The following is an 18,103-nucleotide window of genomic DNA, read 5'->3' as shown; positions in this document are numbered from 1 at the left end:
CGCGAGACGGGCTGATATGGCGGCCTGATTTCGGGTTTGTGACGGTCGTTCTCACCGTCATCTGCGAGACGTGAAATTGCTGGGAAACTGTCATCGACCGGGCAAACGAAGGTGCTCGGCAGCAGTTGACGCCCGGTGCCATAGCCCGCACGCATCATGAAGCGCCGACTTAAAGAGATTTATTTAATATTATCAAATATTTGAATGTAGTACCTGCACGCTCAAAGCTGCCGCCATTGATCGAAAGCCGGGGTGGTCATGCGTGGATTTGCAGGCTGTCCGGGCTCTGGCCGCAGCGCAGAAGAGCCCGGCAGGCACCCTGCATTATGCGCCGCGAACCCGCTGTTCGACGCGTCCGACGACCGAAAATTTGCCGCCCGCGCAAGCCCGTTGTTGCTTTTTATGAAATTGGTGCGCGCCAAACGCGAGTTTTTTGTCTATGGAGCCCGTCAACAGGCCCGTTGGGGTCGCGCACCCCTCATCAGGCCTTACCAGATCAGACCGCGCAAGCGGCACAGGACGATTCGACAAACTCATGACTTTTTCCCAGCTCCCCCAGCCTCTCGCCGAAGCGCTTACCGCGCATGGCTATGAGAATCTGACCCCGGTTCAGGCCGCTGTCGCCGAAGCCGAAGCGCGTGGACGCGACCTCGTGGTTTCGGCGCAGACAGGTTCCGGCAAGACCGTCGCATTCGGCATCGCCATGGGCGACGAACTGCTGGCCGACGGCTCCATTCCTTATGCCGAAGCGCCGCTCGCACTTGCTATCGCGCCCACGCGCGAACTTGCGCTGCAGGTTAGCCGCGAACTGACCTGGCTCTACGCCTCGACCGGCGCTCGCATCGTCACGTGTGTTGGCGGCATGGATCCCGTTCGCGAGCGCAAGCAGCTTGAGCGCGGCGCCACCATCGTCGTTGGCACGCCGGGCCGTCTGCGCGATCACCTCGAACGTGGCAAGCTGGACCTCTCCTCGCTGCGGGTCGTCGTGCTCGACGAAGCGGACGAGATGCTCGACATGGGCTTCCGTGAAGACCTTGAGGAACTGCTCGACGCGATGCCGGCCAGCCGCCGCACGCTGCTGTTCTCGGCTACCATGCCGCGTCCGATCGAAGCGCTGGCCCGTCGCTACCAGACCAATGCCCTGCGCATTTCGACGGTCAGCGAGAACCGCGGCCATGGTGACATCACCTATCAAGCGGTTACCGTTGCGCCGGCCGATGTCGAAAACGCGGTGGTAAACCTGCTTCGCCTTCATGACGCGGAAACCGCGATCCTGTTCTGCGCCACCCGTGACAATGTGAAGCACCTTCACTCCACGTTGACGGAACGCGGCTTCTCGGCCGTGGCGCTTTCGGGCGAGCATTCGCAGAACGAGCGCAACAACGCGCTTCAGGCGCTTCGCGACAAGCGCGCCCGCGTCTGCGTCGCCACTGACGTCGCAGCGCGCGGCATCGATCTTCCCTCGCTGAGCCTCGTCGTTCACGTCGAGATTCCTCGCGATGCCGAAACGCTCCAGCACCGTTCGGGCCGTACCGGCCGCGCGGGCAAGAAGGGCACTGCCGTCATCGTCGTGCCGTTCCCGCGTCGTCGCCGCGTGGAGGGTATGCTTCGCGGTGCCCGCATCGAGGCCGAGTGGATTTCCGCGCCGAGCCCCGAAGCGATCCGCGAAGCCGATCGCAGCCGTCTGATGGACAAGCTGCTGGCCCCGGTCGAAGCGGACGACGAGGACCGTGAAATCGCGCGCGGCCTGCTTGAAAAGGTGAGCCCGGAAGACCTCGCCGTCGCACTTGTTCGCGCCCACCGCGCAAGTCTGCCGCAGCCCGAGGAACTCATCGGCAACAGCCCGGAAGCCCGCGAAGCGCGCCAGCGTCCCGGTTTCGACGATGTGGTCTGGTTCACGATGGATGTTGGCCGCGAACAGCATGCCGATCCGCGCTGGATACTGCCGCTGCTCTGCCGCCGTGGTCACGTCACCCGCAATGCGGTCGGCCAGATCCGCATCGGCGCCGACCAGACCCACTTCCAGATCCCGCGGGACATGGCCGACCAGTTCATCCGTTCGGTCGAGCGTACCTCTCATGATGAGAGCGGCGACGTCGAAAACACGATCCGCATCGAAGTCGCGACCGAAACACCGCGCGATATCGCACGCGATCGTCGTCGTGACGGACCGCAGGGTCGTGGCCGCAAGCCTTATGGGCGCGAGGAAGGTGGACGTGGCGGTTTCGATGGCCCGCGTCACCACAAGCCCCGTCCGACCGGCGGTCCGCGCAATGATCGCGGTGGTCCCGGTGGCCCCGGCGCGGGCGGCAAGCCGTTCCACAAGAAGCCGAGGAAGTCGTTCTAAGAACGGCTTTTTCAGGACACTGAAAACGAAAACGGGGCCCGCGAAGGCCCCGTTTTTGGTTTTCGGCGATGTTTTCCGGTTCAGGCCAGAATTTCGAGGACCTCGATTGCGTCTTCCTGTCCGTTGAAATCGACGAACTCACCCGCCCCGGAACCCAACAGGACGCGGGCGATCGGGGCAGTGAAGGCGAGATCGCCCTTGGCCGGATCGGCTTCGTCATGCCCGACGATCCGGATTTCGCGCGTCTGCCCCTTCAGGGTGAAGCGCACGCGGTGACCGAACATCACGGTATCGCCGGCGGGCGCGGGCTGCTCTTCGGCTGTCGCCAGCCGTTTGCGCCAGTAGCGCAGATCACGCTTGGCGGTATTGAGAGCAGTATCCTCGGTCAATGTCGGAACCAGCGCCTCCAGACCAGCGATCCGCGAACCGATAATCGCCATGCCTTCGGCCGTCACGAGATTGGGACCGGGTGGTATCGGCACTTCGAACTTGGGTTCGAGATGTTCTTCGTCACCGTCGCGCCGGAAGGCTACGCTCATGCGTTGCCGCCCATGTACTGGTCCATGGCCTCGCTGGCTTCGAACCAGAAGGCTTCGGCCACTTCCAGATCCTCTGCCGCCTGCGTGCGGCGCTTGCCGATCTCGCCGATGCCCAGTTTGGCAAGGTCGCCCTTGGCGGAGCCGGGGTCCGCGAGCACGGCATCGAGCGCATCAAGCTGCTGCTGGATGCGCTTCATGCGGGTTTCGGTCTCGGAGACCTTCTTGCGCAGCGCCTTGAGTTCCTCGCGGGCGACGGCGCCATTCTTGCGAACCGGCTTGCCCTCGCCTTGCCTGTCACCGCTCTTGGGCTGGTTCCGGCCAAGCACGAAGTCGATGTAGTCCTCCATCGAGCCGTCGTAGTTCTCCGCCGTGCCCTGATCGACCAGTACCAGACGGTCCGCCGCCAGTTCGACCATGTGCCGGTCGTGGCTGACGAGAATCACCGCGCCGGCAAAATCGTTGAGCGCCTGCACCAGCGCCTCGCGTGCGTCGACGTCGAGGTGGTTGGTCGGTTCGTCGAGGATCAGCATGTGCGGCGCGTCGCGCGTCACCAGCGCCAGGGCAAGGCGCGCGCGTTCGCCGCCGGAAAGGGTGCCGATCCCGGCCGTCGCGCGCGGGCCGGAGAACCCGAAGCGACCCAGTTGTCCGCGCACCGCGACCGGCGGCTTGTCAGCCATGGCACGGGTCATCAATTCGAGCGGGGTTGAGTCAGAGGGCAGTTCCTCCACCTGATACTGGGTGAAGTAGCCGATGCGGATCTTGGGCGAGAAGGTGAGCGAACCTTCCATCGGTTCGAGCTGGCGGGCGAGCAGTCGGGCCAGCGTCGTCTTACCGTTGCCGTTGCGGCCGAGCAGGGCGATGCGGTCCTCAGGATCGATGCGCAAGTTGAGGCGGCGCAGAATCGGCTTGTCAGCGACGTAGCCGACCGAGGCGAGGTCGAGCGTGACGAGCGGCGGGCGCAGTTCATCCGGGCTCGGGAAATCGAAGCTGAGCGAGGAATCCTCGGCCATGGCCGCGATCGGCTGCATTCGCGCCAGCATCTTGGCGCGCGATTGCGCCTGTTTCGCGGTGGAGGCGCGGGCGGAATTGCGGGCGACGTAGTCGGCCAGCTTCTTGCGCTGGGCGTCCTGATTCGCACGTGCGGCAACCGCCTGCGCGGCGCGTTCGGCGCGGATGCGCTCGAAGCTGTCGTAAGTGCCGGGGTAGAGCGTCAGCTTGCCCTGCTGCAGGTGCAGGATGTGATCGACCACGTTGTTGAGCAGGTCGCGCTCGTGGCTGATGACGATCAGCGTCTTGGGGTAGGTCTGGAGGAAGTTCTCCAGCCAGAGTGTCGCTTCGAGGTCGAGGTGGTTCGAGGGTTCGTCGAGCAGCAGCACGTCGGGCTGCGAGAAGAGCAGGCCCGCAAGCGCCACACGCATTTTCCAGCCGCCGGAGAAACTGTCCAGCGGGCTTGCCTGCATCGCCTCGTCGAAGCCGAGGCCGACGAGAATGCGCGCGGCACGCGCTTCGCCGGTATAGGCGTCGATCGCGATAAGCCGGTCGTGGAGGTCGCCCAGGCGGTTGGGATCGGTGCAGGTATCGGCTTCGGCGAGCAGGGACATCCGCTCGGCGTCGGCATCCAGCACAGCCTGGAGCGCGGTCTTGTGCCCGGCGGGTGCTTCCTGCGCGATATAGCCCAGACGGGCACGGCGCGGCATGTCCACCGAACCTTCGTCGGGCTCCAGTTCACCGATGATCGCCTTGACGAGCGTGGACTTGCCCGCGCCGTTGCGGCCGATCAGGCCCACCTTGCCGTCCTTGGGAATCGTGGCAGCGGCCTGGTCGAGGATGGTGCGCCCGCCAAGGCGAACGGTAATGTCACGGATCGTCAGCATGCGCTGCCTCTAGCAGCGCCGGGCAAAAAGCAAAACCGCGCTCTTCACTGGAAAATGGCGCTTGATTTGCCGCAATTCGGTGTAAGTATGTTGTTGGTATCTCTTGAGTTGCTCCACCGAAACAGGCCGGGGAATCTGAATGAAGAAGACCGTGGGGGCCGCAATTGTCGTGGCGCTTGTTCTTGCTGCTGCCGCGATCTGGTGGATGACCCGCAGCCAAAAGGACCCGAACGAGATCGTTCTCCACGGCAATGTCGACATTCGGCAGGTCTCCCTGGCGTTCGACGGTAGTGGGCGGGTCACCCGGATGACTGTCGAGGAGGGCGATTCCGTCAAGGCGGGACAAGTGCTGGCGCAACTCGATACGGCTACCCTGAGCTTGCAGGCCGACAATGCAGAGGCGCAGGTCGCGGCTTCCCGGGAAAGCCTGCTCAAACTTCGCAACGGCACCCGGCCCGAGGAACTCCAGCAAGCGCGCGCGCGGCTTGCCGCTGCAAGGGCGGATGCAGCCAAGGCCGCTGACGACTTGCGCCGGGCCCGAGAGGTATCCTCTACCACGCAGGGCCGCGCCGTCAGCGCGCAGGAACTCGATCAGGCAAGAAATCTTGCCGCCGTCGCCGATGCGCGGGCCAAGGAAGCGGCAGAAGCGCTCAACCTCGCCATTCGCGGACCTCGCGCTGAGGATGTCGCGGCCGCCGATGCGCAGATGAAGGGCACCGAGGCCCAGCTCGCGCTGCTCAGGCATCAGGTTTCCCAAGGCGAACTCAAGGCTCCCGGTGACGCGGTGGTCCGTTCACGCCTGCTCGAAGTGGGGGACATGGCCACGCCGCAAAAGCCGGTCTACGAACTGGCTCTGACCAGTCCGAAATGGGTGCGCGTCTACGTTGAGGAGGCCGATCTCGGCCGTGTCCGCATGGGCATGAAGGCGAGGGTGACGAGCGACAGTTTTCCCGACAAGCCGGTTCCGGGCACGGTGGGCTATATCTCTTCGGTCGCGGAATTCACGCCCAAGTCGGTAGAGACCGAATCGCTGCGCACTGCGCTCGTCTACGAAGTGCGCGTCAGGGTTGATGACCGCAACGGGACCTTGCGGCTCGGGCAACCGGTGACGGTGCGGATCAATACCGGTGCGCCAAGGGAAGGGCACGCCCGGTGAACGGCCCGGCCGAGCCCGAAGATGCCGGGACAGGCAGGATGACAAGCGCACTGACGGTGCGGAGCCGGAACCTGCGAAAGAGTTTCATCGGCGCGGACGGTAAAGCGTTCGATGCCGTGCAGGATCTTTGTCTGGACATCCGCGAGGGGACGATCACGGCGCTCGTCGGGCCGGATGGGGCAGGCAAGACCACGTTGATGCGGATGATGACCGGATTGCTGGCTCCCGACGGTGGCACTCTGGATGTACTGGGCATCGACGTGACACGGCGTCCGCAGGCGGTGCAGGACCGAATCAGCTACATGCCGCAGCGCTTCGGTCTCTATGAGGATCTCAGCGTTCAGGAGAACCTCGATCTCTACGCCGATCTCCACGGCGTGCCGCAGGATCTGCGCGCCGAGCGCTTCTCGCGAATGCTGGAAATGACCGACATGGCCCGTTTCACCGGACGTCGGCGGGGAAGCTTTCAGGCGGGATGAAGCAGAAGCTCGGGCTCGCCTGCACGCTTGTCCGCGTGCCCGATCTTCTCCTGCTGGACGAACCGAGCGTCGGGGTTGACCCGCTGTCGCGGCGCGATCTCTGGGAGATCATCGAGCAGTTGATCGAGGCGGAGGGGCTGAGCGTCATCGTCAGCACTGCCTACATGGATGAGGCTGGGCGCTGCGACGAGGTGCTGGTCATGGATCACGGCCGCCTGCTGGCTCAGGGCACACCGGGCGAACTGACGAAAAAGGCCCGCGGTCTGACTTTCGTGGCCGCACCGCCTGCCAATATGCCTGCGCGCGATCTGCAGGCCAGGTTGATCGATGCGCCCGACCGGATCATCGACGCGGTGCCGAGAGGCGGTGCGGTGCGCTTCATCCGGGCGCCCGACGCCGAATTGCAAGACATGGAAGTCCTGCTCGACGGTGTTGAAGCGGAGCCGAGAGCCGAACAACTGGAGGATGCCTTCATGCTTCTGCTGCGCCAACACGATGGCGTGCGCGAGGCGGAGAGCAAGGCGCCCATCGTTGCGATAGAACCCGAACCGGGAGGGGCGGAAGATGACGAGGCCGTCATCCATGTACGCGACCTGGTGCGGCGTTTCGGAGATTTCACCGCCGTCGCCAGCACCTCGTTCGACGTGCGGCGCGGCGAGATATTCGGGCTGCTCGGTCCCAACGGCGCGGGCAAGACCACGACCTTCCGGATGCTCTGCGGGCTGCTTCCGGCTACCAGCGGGACGCTCGAAGTGGCGGGTGTCAACTTGCGCCGCGCACGGGCGCAGGCGCGGCGGCGGATCGGCTATGTCGCGCAGAAATTCTCGCTCTATGCAAATCTCACCGTGCGCGAGAACCTTGAGTTCTTCGGGGGCGCCTACGGTCTTCGCGGCACCATCCTGCGCGAACGGGTGAAGGCGATCATCGGGCAATTCGATCTCGATCCGGCGGCTGTCGGTGGAGAACTGCCGCATGGCTACAAGCAGCGACTCGCCATGGCGGCAGGGCTCGTGCACGAACCGGAAATCCTGTTCCTCGATGAGCCGACCAGCGGCATCGATCCGCTGGCGCGGCGATCCTTCTGGCGCACGATCACGGCGCTTTCGCAGGCCGGCGTGACGGTGGTTGTCACCACGCACTTCATGGAAGAAGCGGAATATTGCGATCGTATCGCCATCCAGGATGCTGGACGGATGCTTGCGCTCGGCACTCCGCAGCAAGTGCGCGAGCAGGCAGGCGGCGGCGACATCGACATGGATGCGGCCTTTATCGCCATTGTCGAACAGGGGCGCGCCGCCGATCATGACAGCAAGGTAGCGGCGTGACAGCGGGCAGCACCTTCCTGTCGAGGCTGGCCGCTCTTTCTCGCAAGGAAACGCGCCAGATGCTGCGTGACCGCAGCAACCTGATGGTCGGGCTGCTCCTGCCGGTCGGGCTGATCCTTCTGTTCGGCTTCGGGCTCTCGTTCGACGTGAAGAATGCGCCTGTCGCGCTGGTGCTTCAGGACCGTTCCGATACTGCGCGCGAGATCGTCTCGGGCATCCGGGGATCGCCCTATCTCTCCCCTGTCGATGTCGAGACGATGGAGGAGGCCAGCGAAATGCTGCGCAGCGGCCGGGTCGACGCCATCGTGCGGGTGCCGGTCGACTTCGCGCGGGCACAAGCGGTTGGCAGGGGAAGTGCAGGCGGCCAGATCCAACTCATCCTCAACGGCGTCGATTCCACGACCGCACAGACACTGGAGGCCTATGTGCAAGGCGCGATCGGCACGGTCGTGCTGCGGCAGTCCGACCGCGCAGGTTCGGTCGGGGCCCGCGGCAGCGTAACGCTGATGCAGCGGACCTGGTTCAACGAGGAGGGCAACAGTCGCTGGTATCTTGTGCCGGGGTTGATCGCGCTTGTCATGACCCTGGTGGGCGCCTTCCTCAGTTCGCTGCTGATTGCGCGGGAGTGGGAGCGCGGCACACTCGAATCGCTGTTCGTCACGCCGGTTCGCCCCGTCGAAATGGTACTGTCCAAGATCGCGCCCTATCTCGTGGTGGGGATGATCGATCTGGTGATGTGCCTGCTGGCGGCGCGCTTCCTGTTCGATGTCCCGATCAGAGGCTCGATGGTGGCGATCGTGCTCTGCTCGTTTCTCTACCTGCTGGTTTCGCTGCTGGTCGGGCTCCTGATTTCAGGCGCGACACGCAACCAGTTCGCGGCGAGCCAGGTGGCGCTTCTGGCAAGCTTCATGCCCGCGCTCATGCTCTCGGGGTTCGTGTTCGACTTGCGCAATGTGCCTCTTGCGGTGAGGATCGTCGGCGAACTGCTGCCGGCAACGCACTTCATGAGCGTTATCAAGAGCCTGTTTCTCGCCGGTACGGACTGGACAATGGTCCTGCGCAACTGCGCGACCCTGATCGGCTACGTCGTGGTGCTGACCCTGCTGACGCAGCGCACCCTGCGCAAGCGTCTGGACTGACGGGATGGACTACCTGATCGCATGGTTCGCCCAGATCGCGGTGCTGTGCCGCAAGGAAGTGCTGGCCCTGTTCAAGGATCCGGCCAACCGCCTGCTGTTGGTGGCCCCGGCATTCATCCAGTCCATGCTGTTCGGCTACGGCGCGATCCTCGATCTCGACTATGTGCCCTATGCGCTGCTCGACCAGAGCAGGGGACAGGCGGCGAGCGAGTTCATCGCCCGGTTGGATGGTACCGGGGTATTCGCAAGAGAGGCCACCCTGACGAGCTCCGCCCAGATCGCGTCTTTGATCGATGGTGGGAAAGTGCTCATGGCGGTAACGATCCCGGCCGATTTCGACCGCCGACTGGCTGCGGGGGAGAGCGCACAAGTACAGATCGTCCTGGATGGCCGAAACTCGACTACGGCGGGTTCGGCTGCGGCTTACGTCTCTTCGGTGACGCAGGGCTTCAATGCGGCGCGAAGCGGAATGCAGGGCGTAAGCGTGGTCCGGCGGGCCTGGTTCAACCCGAACCTCGAATCGCGATGGCAGATCATGCCGGCCATGATCGCGACACTTTCGATGTTGCAGACCCTGCTGCTGGCGGCGCTGTCCGTGGCGCGAGAGCGAGAGCAGGGTACATTCGACCAGCTTCTCGTCACCCCGCTCACCCCTTTGCAGATACTGGTGGGGAAAGCGCTCCCCTCGATCGTCGTCGGATTGCTGCAATCGACGATCGTACTGATGATCGTGCGCTTCTGGTTCCAGATCCCGATGAGCGGATCGCCACTGCTGCTGTACTTCGGGCTTTTCGTGTTCAACCTCGCCTCGGTGGGCATCGGCATGTCGATCTCGGCGCTGGCGCTGAACATGCAACAGGCGATGCTCTACTCGTTTCTCATCATCATGCCGCTGACCTTGCTTTCCGGCATGTTGACGCCGGTGCGCAACATGCCGGAAGTGCTCCAGATCGCAACTTACGCGAACCCGCTGCGCTTCGGCGTCGCCATCGTCCGGCGGGTCTATCTCGAAGGCGCAGTGCTCGGAGACATCGCGCTCGATTTCGTGCCTTTGCTTGTGGTTGCCGCGATAACCCTGCCTCTGTCCGCCTGGCTGTTCCGCCATCGTCTCGCCTGATCCCAGGACCAATGCGCATGACCTCAAGGTTCCTGACTGCCGCACTCACAGCCACGTCACTGGCCCTCTGTCTTCCCGCCTGCACGGTCGGTCCGGACTTCAAGGCACCCACGCCCGCAGCCCCGGATGACTGGGCAAGCTGGCGCGGAGGCGACCCGAGCCTGATCGCGCCCACTTCGGGTAGCGTAACCATTCCGGCGGACTGGTGGACCATACTCGGCGACCCCGTTCTGGATCGTCTGGAGCGGCAGGCCATGGCCGCCAGCCCCGATATCGAAACCGCTGCGCTTCACTTCGCGCAGGCCCGCGCGCAGCGAGGTATCGCCGCGTCCGCAAGTTTGCCGCAAGTCAACGCGAGCGCCCAGGTCAACCGCCAGCGCATGAGCGAGTATGGCGCCTCCACCCGCCTTTTCGACGCTATCGGGGGCAGTGCATCGGGGGCTAGCCGCGACGAACTGGCGAAGTTCCTTGCCGATCCCTTCACGCTCTATCAGGGAGGCTTCGATGCCGGATGGGAGATCGATCTCTGGGGCAGGGTTCGTCGCTCAATCGAATCGGCAGATGCGCAAGTGGCGGGGCAGGGCGCCATGCTGGACCTTGCACGACTGTCCGTCGCCAGCGAGGTCGCCCAGGCCTACTTTGCGCTGCGCACCGCTCAGGCACAGATCGCTTTGGCTAAGGAAGACATCGCGCTGCTCACAGACCAGGTTTCGCTGGTCGCCGCGCGAGCCGATGGCGGCATGGAAAACCATACCGGCCTCGAAACCGACCGGGCCGGACTGCGCGCCCTGGAGGCAAGCCTTCCCGCACTTCAGGCGCAGGAAGCGGCGCAAATTGGCCGTATCGCTCTGGCCTTGGGGCAGCAGCCGGGCTCCCTGCGCGATCTCCTGCTACCTACCCGAAATGCAACCGTAATTCCCGCGCCGCCGGACCTTTCGCTAGGGCTGCCCTCCGAAGTCGCCCAGCGCCGACCGGACGTGCGGGCGGCCGAATCGAAACTTCACGCCGCCACCGCCGAGATCGGCATTGCCATCGCCGATCTCTATCCCGCCATCCGGCTTGGCGGTGGGTTCGGCCTGGAGAGCTACCGCAAGGACAACCTGTTCGATTGGGCGAGCCGCACATGGCAGATAGGGCCCGGCCTCAGCCTGCCGATCTTCGATGGAGGTCGCCGCCGCGCCGCCGTGCAGGTCCGCAAGCTCGAAGCGCGCGAGGCCTTTATGAACTACCAGACGATCGTATTGAAGGCCTGGCAGGAAATCGACGATGCCCTGAACGACTACACTGCCGAGTGGCACCGACGCGAGAAATTCATCGCCCGCGAAGGCAGCGCGCGAGCAGCATGGCAGAATGTCGAGGCGCGCTATCGGGCTGGTTCCGCTAACTACCTGCCGGTCATCGACGCCCGCCGCGCGGTGCTTCAGGCCGATCGCGATGTGGCAGACAGCGAAGGGCGTCTGCGCACGCACTTTGCAGCGGTGAACAAGGCGATAGGCAATGCCCCCTCAGCGCCGGGAACACCTCCAAAGGATTAGTCCGAAAGGGGCGATGTGTTCACCCGTGAACGTGCTGCGCATGTTTCAAAAAGTTATCAACACCAATATGCCCCGGCATGCGATAGCTGGCGTGCCGCAAGCCTGTTCCGCATCGCCGCGAATCGGTTATTGTTTCGGCTTGCAACGCGGAATCACTTGTGATTCTATCGATTTCCATGAGGTCCCAGCCCAAGATCATGCGACAGGAAGCCAGCCTCGCCAAGGAACGCCTGGTCCAGGGCATCGCTCTTGCGGTGCTGCTGCTGATGGGTGCGTTCGTGATCGCGGGGCCAAGCGGCATCATCGCCTGGACCGAGAACCAGCATCTCCTGGAAGAACGCCGCGTCAAGCTGGCGGAACTCCGTCTCGACGGGATCGCCTGAAGAACCGCGTGAACCTGCTGGACCAGCGCCGCGTCGATCCCGATCTTGCCGGCGAACTGCTGCGCAGCAACCTCAATGTTGCCCGTCCTGACGAAATGGTCATGCTCATCGGTAAATGAGGCCGTCCGCGCCGGTTTTCGGCGCGGTTTGTGGCTGCTGCATTGCGGGCAGCCATAATTTTTGTGCCATTGGCGGCAAATTTCCTTCAACGCGCTTTCGATTTCCGCGGGGGGTCCTATAAGCGGCCCGAAATCAATCGCACCAACGATGGGGAGTCCCGTTGCCCAAAGCCAAGATTGACGCCGGTTCCGGCGCCGAGCCTGCCGTAACTCCGGCACAGGACGAAGACTTCGCGCTGCACAGCCTCCAGGAGGCACTCGCGGCCGACCGGCGCTACACGCCGAACAAGGAGGAACTGCTCAACCTTTACGAGCAGATGGTTCTTATCCGTCGCTTCGAGGAAAGGGCAGGCCAGCTTTACGGCCTCGGCCTGATCGGCGGCTTCTGTCACCTTTACATCGGCCAGGAAGCCGTTGCCGTGGGCCTTCAGTCCGCGCTCGATTCCAACCGCGATTCGGTCATCACCGGTTATCGCGACCATGGCCACATGCTTGCCTATGGTATCGACCCCAAGGTGATCATGGCCGAACTGACCGGCCGCGCCGCGGGTATCTCGCGCGGCAAGGGCGGCTCGATGCACATGTTCAGCGTGGAGCATAAGTTCTACGGCGGCCACGGCATCGTTGGCGCGCAGGTCTCGCTCGGCGCAGGTCTCGCTTTCGCGCACAAGTACCGTGAAGACGGCGGTGTCGCGATGGCCTACTTCGGTGATGGCGCTGCCAACCAGGGCCAGGTCTACGAGAGCTTCAACATGGCGGCTCTCTGGAAGCTCCCGATCATCTTCGTGATCGAGAACAACGGCTACGCCATGGGAACCGCCGTGAAGCGCGGTTCGGCTAAAACGCACTTCTACCGCCGCGGCACCGCATTCCGGATTCCCGGCATGCAGGTTGACGGCATGGACGTGCTCGAAGTCCGCAAGGCGGCCGAACTGGCGCTGGAATACGTGCGCGCCGGCAATGGCCCGGTTCTCATGGAACTGAACACCTACCGTTATCGCGGTCACTCGATGTCCGACCCTGCCAAGTATCGCAGCCGCGAGGAAGTGCAGGACGTGCGCGAGAAGCGCGATCCGATCGAGCACGTGAAGAACGACCTCGTCGCCCTTGGCGTGGACGAGGCCGCGCTGAAGGAAATCGACAAGCGCGTCCGCGCGCAGGTCGCGGAATCGGCCGACTTCGCGGAAAACTCGCCCGAGCCCGAACTTTCCGAACTCTATACTGACGTCCTGGTGGAGCGCTACTGATGGCGATCGAACTCAAGATGCCGGCGCTCTCTCCGACGATGGAAGAGGGCAAGCTTGCCCGCTGGCTGGTCAAGGAAGGCGACGAAGTCGCTTCCGGTGATATCCTGGCTGAAATCGAAACCGACAAGGCAACGATGGAATTCGAAGCCGTCGACGAGGGCACCGTCGGCAAGATCCTCGTGGCCGAAGGCACCGAGGGCGTGAAGGTCGGCACGGTGATCGCCGTGCTCGCCGGCGAAGGCGAAGACGCTTCGGCGGTTTCCGCTCCGGCCCCCAAGGCAGAGGCTGCTCCCGCCGCCGACGCCGCGCCGGCTGCCAAGGCCGAAGCACCGGCACCGGCTCCCGCGAAGAAGGATCCCGAAGTTCCCTTCGGCACCAACATGAAGACCTCGACCGTCCGCGAAGCACTGCGCGACGCCATGGCCGAGGAAATGCGCCGCGATCCGCGCGTCTTCGTGATGGGTGAGGAAGTCGCCGAATATCAGGGTGCCTACAAGGTTACCCAGGGCCTGCTGGAAGAGTTCGGCCCGCAGCGCGTGATCGATACGCCGATCACCGAATACGGCTTTGCCGGCATCGGCACCGGCGCCGCGATGGGCGGTCTGCGTCCGGTGATCGAGTTCATGACGTTCAACTTCGCCATGCAGGCGATCGATCACATCATCAACTCGGCGGCCAAGACCAACTACATGTCGGGTGGCCAGATGCGGTGCCCGATCGTGTTCCGCGGCCCCAACGGCGCGGCATCGCGCGTCGGCGCGCAGCACTCGCAGAACTACGGCCCGTGGTATGCCAACGTGCCCGGCCTCGTCGTGATCGCGCCTTACGACGCGTCGGACGCCAAGGGCCTGCTGAAGGCAGCGATCCGTAGCGAAGACCCGGTCGTGTTCCTCGAGAACGAACTGGTCTACGGCCGTACCTTCGAACTGCCCGAACTCGACGATCACGTCCTGCCGATCGGCAAGGCGCGGATCATGCGCGAAGGCAAGGACGTGACCATCGTGTCCTACTCGATCGGCGTCGGCCTCGCTCTCGAAGCGGCCGAGCAGCTGGCCGGTGAAGGCATCGATGCCGAAGTCATCGACCTTCGCACCCTGCGTCCGCTCGACAAGGAAACGGTGCTGGCGAGCCTCGCCAAGACCAACCGCATCGTCGTGGCCGAAGAAGGCTTCCCGGTTTGCTCGATCGCTTCGGAAATTTCCGCGATCTGCATGGAGGAAGGCTTCGACAACCTCGACGCACCGGTTGTCCGCGTCTGCAACGAGGACGTGCCGCTGCCTTACGCGGCCAACCTCGAAAAGCTTGCGCTGATCGACACGCCGCGCATCGTCGAGGCTGTCCGCAAGGTCTGCTATCGCTGATCCTTGCGCGGAAGCTGCCCAGGCAGTGACAATCGAGACGCGGCGGAACGAAGGTTCCGCCGCCGTCTTGCGTTTGGCGTGTTACGCACTTGCGCAAGGGGCAGGGCGGGCTAGAGAGACGCCGTGTCCAAGCAACCCGCCCCCGAAAGCCGCCCGGAAGATCAGCTTCTGCCGATGCTGCCGCAGACCATGCAACTGGCGCTCGCCTATGCGCCATCTCGCGCACGTCTGCCGACTTTGGCACTGCTCGCGCTCGATCAACGCCTTGCAGGGCTTTTGCGGCATTCGCGCGAGCCGATGATGGCGCAGATCCGGCTTGCCTGGTGGCGGGAAACGCTGGGACGCGACGCCAGCGAATGGCCTGAGGGTGAGCCCCTGCTTGCGGTGCTGCGTAGCTGGAAAGGCGCGAACGCCATGCTCGTCCCGCTGGTGAATGGCTGGGAGGCGCTCACCGGCGAAGCTCCGCTTGCTCCGGCCGCGCTTGAGGAGATGGTCGACGGGCGGGCTGCCGCATTCGCCGCGCTTGCAAGAACGCTTGGCCGGGAAGACGAGGCAGATGCGGCGCAGGTCCTGGGCCGGCGCTGGGCCCTTGCGGATCTTGCGACCAAGCTCAATCATCCTGGCGAAAGCGTGGTCGTGCGCCGACTTGTCCAGGGAGAAAAGGGTGCGTCCCCACGCGTTTCGAGGAGCCTGCGTCCATTGGCCGTCCTTGAAGGGCTGGCCCGGGACAATCTGGCTCGCGGCGGCAGCGGATCGGCGCGCAGTGTCTTCAAGGCCATGCGCATCGGCCTGCTTGGCCGCTGACATTCCAGCGATAACAGAGATGTAATTTCCCGATGGCGCGGCAGTAAGCGGATAAGCCGCGCGCGTTTGAGGGAGATTTGGCGATGCAGCGCTTCATCCTCGGCGGCCTCACGGTGTTCGTGATGCTGTCGCTGGGTCTGTTCTGGCTACAGGGCCGGGCCGAGGTGGAAAAGGCAGCGCCGTTGCCGCTGGCTTCGGTCGCTCCACCTGACCCGCAGGGCGTGCCAAGTGCTGATCTCACCGACATTGAAGGGCCGGACCTTCCGGAAGCTACCGAGCAGACGCGCGAACAGCGCCGCTTTGGCCGCTATGATCGTGACCGCGACGGCCGGATCACCCGCAACGAAATGCTGTCGACACGAGTCGATGCCTTCCGAAAGCTCGACAAGGACGGCAACAACCTCCTAACGTTTGAGGAATGGGCGGTCGCGACCGTCACGAAATTCGATGGCGCCGATACGAATCGCGATCAATCGCTGACACCGGGCGAATTCAGAAAGACCGCGCCGCCCCCGGCCAAGCCCAAACCCAAACCCAAGTGCAGTTGCGGATCCTAGAGACGTCCCGGATCGATTCCGGGACGTCTGGATTACAAGGTCAGGCTGTCGGCACCAGACCTTCAAGCCAGGGCGCGATCTCTTCCTTGGCGCGCGAGGTATAGGCTTCCTTGCGCTGCTTCTTCTTCACGTCGTGAAGCGGCGGGAACAAGCCGAAATTCACGTTCATCGGCTGATAGGTCTCCGCCTCGGCATCGCCGGTGATGTGGGAGAGCAGAGCGCCCAGTGCCGTCGTTCGCGGCGGCGTCTGCCAGTCCCGACCGGAGAGTTCGGCTGCCGTCATCAGTCCGGCCATCAAGCCTACTGCGGCGCTTTCGACATAGCCTTCGCAGCCGGTGATCTGGCCTGCGAACCGCACATGGAGTGCGGTCTTGAGACGAAACTGGCGGTCCAGCAGGATCGGCGAGTTGAGGAACGTGTTACGGTGAAGTCCGCCGAGCCGCGCGAATTCGGCATTCTCCAGGCCCGGGATCGTTCGGAACAGGCGAACCTGCTCGGCATGCTTCAGCTTGGTCTGGAAGCCGACCATGTTCCAGATCGTGCCGAGCTTGTTGTCCTGGCGGAGCTGGACGACCGCATAGGCCCAGCGGCCATTGGGATGTTCCGGGGTCGCCCAGTGCGGATTGTCGAGCCCGACCGGCTTCATCGGTCCGAATCGCAGCGTTTCGACGCCGCGCTCGGCCATGACCTCGATAGGCATGCATCCGTCGAAGTAGGGGGTATTTTCTTCCCATTCCTTGAAGGCTGTCTTCTCGCCGTTGAGGAGGGCCTGATGGAACGCAAGGTACTGGTCCTTGTCCATCGGGCAGTTGATGTAGTCCTTGGTTTCGCCCTTGTCCCAGCGGGAAGCCATCCAGCATACGTCCATGTCGATCGAGTCACGATAAACGATCGGCGCTATGGCGTCGAAGAAGGCAAGACTGTCCGAACCGGTCGCGCGGCCGATGCTGCCGGCGAGCGATTCCGCCGTCAGCGGACCGGTGGCAACGATAGTCGTTCCTGTTTCGGGGAGCGTGTCGATCCGCTCTCGCACGATCTCGACATTGGGCAAGGCCGACAGCCGAGCTTCCACTTCGGCGGAGAAGACATCGCGGTCCACTGCCAGTGCCGAACCGGCAGGCACCTGTGCCTTGGCCGCGGCAGACATGATCAGCGAATCGCAGCCGCGCATCTCATGGTGCAGCAGGCCTACGGCGTTCTTTTCGTGGTCGTCGGAGCGGAAGGAATTGGAGCAGACCAGTTCTGCGAGACCGTCGCCCTGGTGGGCCGGGCTACGCTCTCCGGTTCCGCGCATTTCCGAGAGACGGACGCGGAAACCGCGCCGCCCAAGTTGCCAGGCGGCCTCGCTGCCGGCCAGGCCGCCGCCGATGATGTGGACGTCTTGTGTCATGGCGCTTGCGCCTAGACCTTTGCGTGGCATCAGGGAAGGGTGGTGCTGCGGCTAAAAAGGCAAATCCCGAAGCCGCGCCGCAACCGGAGAGTTCAGCGAATGCCCAAGCGCGCCCTGATCGAACGCCGCCCCTGGCTGCTTGCGGCCATAGTCGCGGCGGTTCTGTTCCTATGGTGTCGCAACAGCACGATGCCGGGGCTTTATCTGCTGGCGCTCAAGGCGCTGCCTTTCCTCCTTCTGGCCGTTTATGCGGTCTTGCGGCATCGCGGGAAGGACACCCGGACTCTGGCTGCGATGCTGGTGTTGGAAGGGACAGGTGCGGCGCTCCATGACCTCTACGACTACCCCGGCCACGGTTCTGATGATTATCGGGCACGTCATGGGAATTGCTCTGTTTCTGAACCATTTGCGCCGCGATCTTGCGATGGCCCGGAAGATCTTCGCCACAGCGCTGCTACTGCTGACCCCGCTTGTTTTCCTGTTACTGACGAACACCGACCGAGGAGCGGCGCCGGCATTTCAGGGGCTGGCACTCGGCGGGATGGCGGCAAGCGCCTGGGCCAGCACTTTCGTGCGTGCGCGGGTCGGAAGCGGCGCGCTGATCGTGGTCGTGGCCTGCCTGATCGCGCTGGAATGGCCGTCCTGGCAAATCGCCTGGCCACTGTTCTTTGTCGGAAATCTGGTGCTGGCAACCGGGGTGACCGGCGAATTGCGGTCACGCCCGGACTGAA

General features: G+C 63.9%; 16 protein-coding genes. 13 read left to right on the top strand and 3 right to left on the bottom strand.

The window, feature by feature from the left end:
- Positions 1–535: 535 nt before the first annotated feature.
- The gene (locus ADT71_RS14275) at positions 536–2,347 is read left to right on the top strand and encodes a DEAD/DEAH box helicase (protein WP_054437818.1); all 1,812 of its coding nucleotides are present in this window, start codon (positions 536–538) and stop codon (positions 2,345–2,347) included.
- 80 nt (positions 2,348–2,427) lie between these two features.
- Here the strand turns inward: ADT71_RS14275 and ADT71_RS14270 are convergent, their stop codons facing one another.
- Entirely contained in the window at positions 2,428–2,886 is a 459-nt protein-coding gene (locus ADT71_RS14270) for a GreA/GreB family elongation factor (RefSeq protein ID WP_054437815.1), read from the bottom strand.
- Entirely contained in the window at positions 2,883–4,760 is a 1,878-nt protein-coding gene (locus tag ADT71_RS14265; RefSeq protein WP_054437813.1) for an ATP-binding cassette domain-containing protein, read from the bottom strand. Before ADT71_RS14265 ends, ADT71_RS14270 begins: the two co-directional genes overlap by 4 nt.
- A 139-nt stretch (positions 4,761–4,899) precedes the next feature.
- On the opposite strand from ADT71_RS14265, the gene ADT71_RS14260 reads away from it, so the two are divergent.
- The 11 genes from ADT71_RS14260 to ADT71_RS14215 all read left to right on the top strand — a co-directional run bounded on the left by ADT71_RS14260 (position 4,900) and on the right by ADT71_RS14215 (position 15,982).
- Positions 4,900–5,916 carry an HlyD family efflux transporter periplasmic adaptor subunit gene (locus ADT71_RS14260; protein ID WP_054437811.1) on the top strand — a complete coding sequence of 339 codons (1,017 nt, stop codon included), beginning with the start codon at positions 4,900–4,902 and terminating at the stop codon, positions 5,914–5,916.
- Positions 5,913–6,395, top strand: coding sequence for an ATP-binding cassette domain-containing protein (locus ADT71_RS33695; protein ID WP_255351646.1), 483 nt, complete (start codon positions 5,913–5,915; stop codon positions 6,393–6,395). Before ADT71_RS14260 ends, ADT71_RS33695 begins: the two co-directional genes overlap by 4 nt.
- Positions 6,392–7,720 (top strand): ATP-binding cassette domain-containing protein, encoded by a 1,329-nt coding sequence (locus tag ADT71_RS35025; RefSeq protein WP_255351645.1) that lies wholly within the window; start codon positions 6,392–6,394, stop codon positions 7,718–7,720. The genes ADT71_RS33695 and ADT71_RS35025 overlap by 4 nt, the downstream gene beginning before the upstream one ends.
- Positions 7,717–8,859, top strand: a complete 1,143-nt coding sequence (locus tag ADT71_RS14250; protein ID WP_054437809.1) for an ABC transporter permease — start codon at positions 7,717–7,719, stop codon at positions 8,857–8,859. The genes ADT71_RS35025 and ADT71_RS14250 overlap by 4 nt, the downstream gene beginning before the upstream one ends.
- Before the next feature lie 4 nt (positions 8,860–8,863).
- Positions 8,864–9,976, top strand: coding sequence for an ABC transporter permease (locus tag ADT71_RS14245; RefSeq protein WP_054437807.1), 1,113 nt, complete (start codon positions 8,864–8,866; stop codon positions 9,974–9,976).
- A 17-nt stretch (positions 9,977–9,993) separates the two neighbouring features.
- Positions 9,994–11,511, top strand: coding sequence for an efflux transporter outer membrane subunit (locus ADT71_RS14240; RefSeq protein WP_054437834.1), 1,518 nt, complete (start codon positions 9,994–9,996; stop codon positions 11,509–11,511).
- A 176-nt stretch (positions 11,512–11,687) separates the two neighbouring features.
- The gene (locus ADT71_RS35740; protein ID WP_369818260.1) at positions 11,688–11,894 is read left to right on the top strand and encodes a hypothetical protein; all 207 of its coding nucleotides are present in this window, start codon (positions 11,688–11,690) and stop codon (positions 11,892–11,894) included.
- Between the two features lie 280 nt (positions 11,895–12,174).
- The gene (gene pdhA / locus ADT71_RS14230; RefSeq protein ID WP_054437805.1) at positions 12,175–13,260 is read left to right on the top strand and encodes a pyruvate dehydrogenase (acetyl-transferring) E1 component subunit alpha; all 1,086 of its coding nucleotides are present in this window, start codon (positions 12,175–12,177) and stop codon (positions 13,258–13,260) included.
- Positions 13,260–14,621, top strand: a complete 1,362-nt coding sequence (locus ADT71_RS14225; RefSeq protein WP_054437803.1) for a pyruvate dehydrogenase complex E1 component subunit beta — start codon at positions 13,260–13,262, stop codon at positions 14,619–14,621. The genes pdhA and ADT71_RS14225 overlap by 1 nt, the downstream gene beginning before the upstream one ends.
- A gap of 123 nt (positions 14,622–14,744) precedes the next feature.
- Positions 14,745–15,425, top strand: a complete 681-nt coding sequence (locus tag ADT71_RS14220; protein ID WP_054437801.1) for a hypothetical protein — start codon at positions 14,745–14,747, stop codon at positions 15,423–15,425.
- An 83-nt stretch (positions 15,426–15,508) separates the two neighbouring features.
- Complete coding sequence (locus tag ADT71_RS14215) at positions 15,509–15,982, top strand: hypothetical protein (RefSeq protein ID WP_054437798.1); 474 nt, start codon at positions 15,509–15,511, stop codon at positions 15,980–15,982.
- A gap of 40 nt (positions 15,983–16,022) precedes the next feature.
- On the opposite strand, the gene trmFO is transcribed toward ADT71_RS14215, so the two are convergent.
- Positions 16,023–17,372 (bottom strand): methylenetetrahydrofolate--tRNA-(uracil(54)-C(5))-methyltransferase (FADH(2)-oxidizing) TrmFO, encoded by a 1,350-nt coding sequence (trmFO, locus tag ADT71_RS14210; RefSeq protein WP_054437796.1) that lies wholly within the window; start codon positions 17,370–17,372, stop codon positions 16,023–16,025.
- A gap of 328 nt (positions 17,373–17,700) precedes the next feature.
- Here trmFO and ADT71_RS33685 point away from each other — a divergent pair, with 328 nt between their 5' ends.
- The gene (locus tag ADT71_RS33685) at positions 17,701–18,102 is read left to right on the top strand and encodes a hypothetical protein (RefSeq protein ID WP_231635881.1); all 402 of its coding nucleotides are present in this window, start codon (positions 17,701–17,703) and stop codon (positions 18,100–18,102) included.
- The last annotated feature ends 1 nt before the right edge of the window (position 18,103 follow it).

It is taken from the genome of Novosphingobium sp. ST904 (genome assembly GCF_001298105.1).
GTDB lineage: Bacteria > Pseudomonadota > Alphaproteobacteria > Sphingomonadales > Sphingomonadaceae > Novosphingobium.
This window is presented reverse-complemented; position numbering and strand designations above follow the sequence as displayed.

Excerpts from the sequence above, each read along its gene's own strand:
- ADT71_RS14240 (WP_054437834.1), top strand. The coding sequence starts at position 9,994 with ATGACCTCAAGGTTCCTGACTGCCGCACTCACAGCCACGTCACTGGCC.
- ADT71_RS35025 (WP_255351645.1), top strand. The coding sequence starts at position 6,392 with ATGAAGCAGAAGCTCGGGCTCGCCTGCACGCTTGTCCGCGTGCCCGAT.
- ADT71_RS14225 (WP_054437803.1), top strand. The coding sequence starts at position 13,260 with ATGGCGATCGAACTCAAGATGCCGGCGCTCTCTCCGACGATGGAAGAG.
- ADT71_RS14260 (WP_054437811.1), top strand. The coding sequence starts at position 4,900 with ATGAAGAAGACCGTGGGGGCCGCAATTGTCGTGGCGCTTGTTCTTGCT.
- ADT71_RS14245 (WP_054437807.1), top strand. The coding sequence starts at position 8,864 with ATGGACTACCTGATCGCATGGTTCGCCCAGATCGCGGTGCTGTGCCGC.
- trmFO (WP_054437796.1), bottom strand. The coding sequence starts at position 17,372 with ATGACACAAGACGTCCACATCATCGGCGGCGGCCTGGCCGGCAGCGAG.
- ADT71_RS14270 (WP_054437815.1), bottom strand. The coding sequence starts at position 2,886 with ATGAGCGTAGCCTTCCGGCGCGACGGTGACGAAGAACATCTCGAACCC.
- ADT71_RS33685 (WP_231635881.1), top strand. The coding sequence starts at position 17,701 with ATGACCTCTACGACTACCCCGGCCACGGTTCTGATGATTATCGGGCAC.
- ADT71_RS14215 (WP_054437798.1), top strand. The coding sequence starts at position 15,509 with ATGCAGCGCTTCATCCTCGGCGGCCTCACGGTGTTCGTGATGCTGTCG.
- ADT71_RS35740 (WP_369818260.1), top strand. The coding sequence starts at position 11,688 with ATGAGGTCCCAGCCCAAGATCATGCGACAGGAAGCCAGCCTCGCCAAG.
- ADT71_RS14265 (WP_054437813.1), bottom strand. The coding sequence starts at position 4,760 with ATGCTGACGATCCGTGACATTACCGTTCGCCTTGGCGGGCGCACCATC.
- ADT71_RS14275 (WP_054437818.1), top strand. The coding sequence starts at position 536 with ATGACTTTTTCCCAGCTCCCCCAGCCTCTCGCCGAAGCGCTTACCGCG.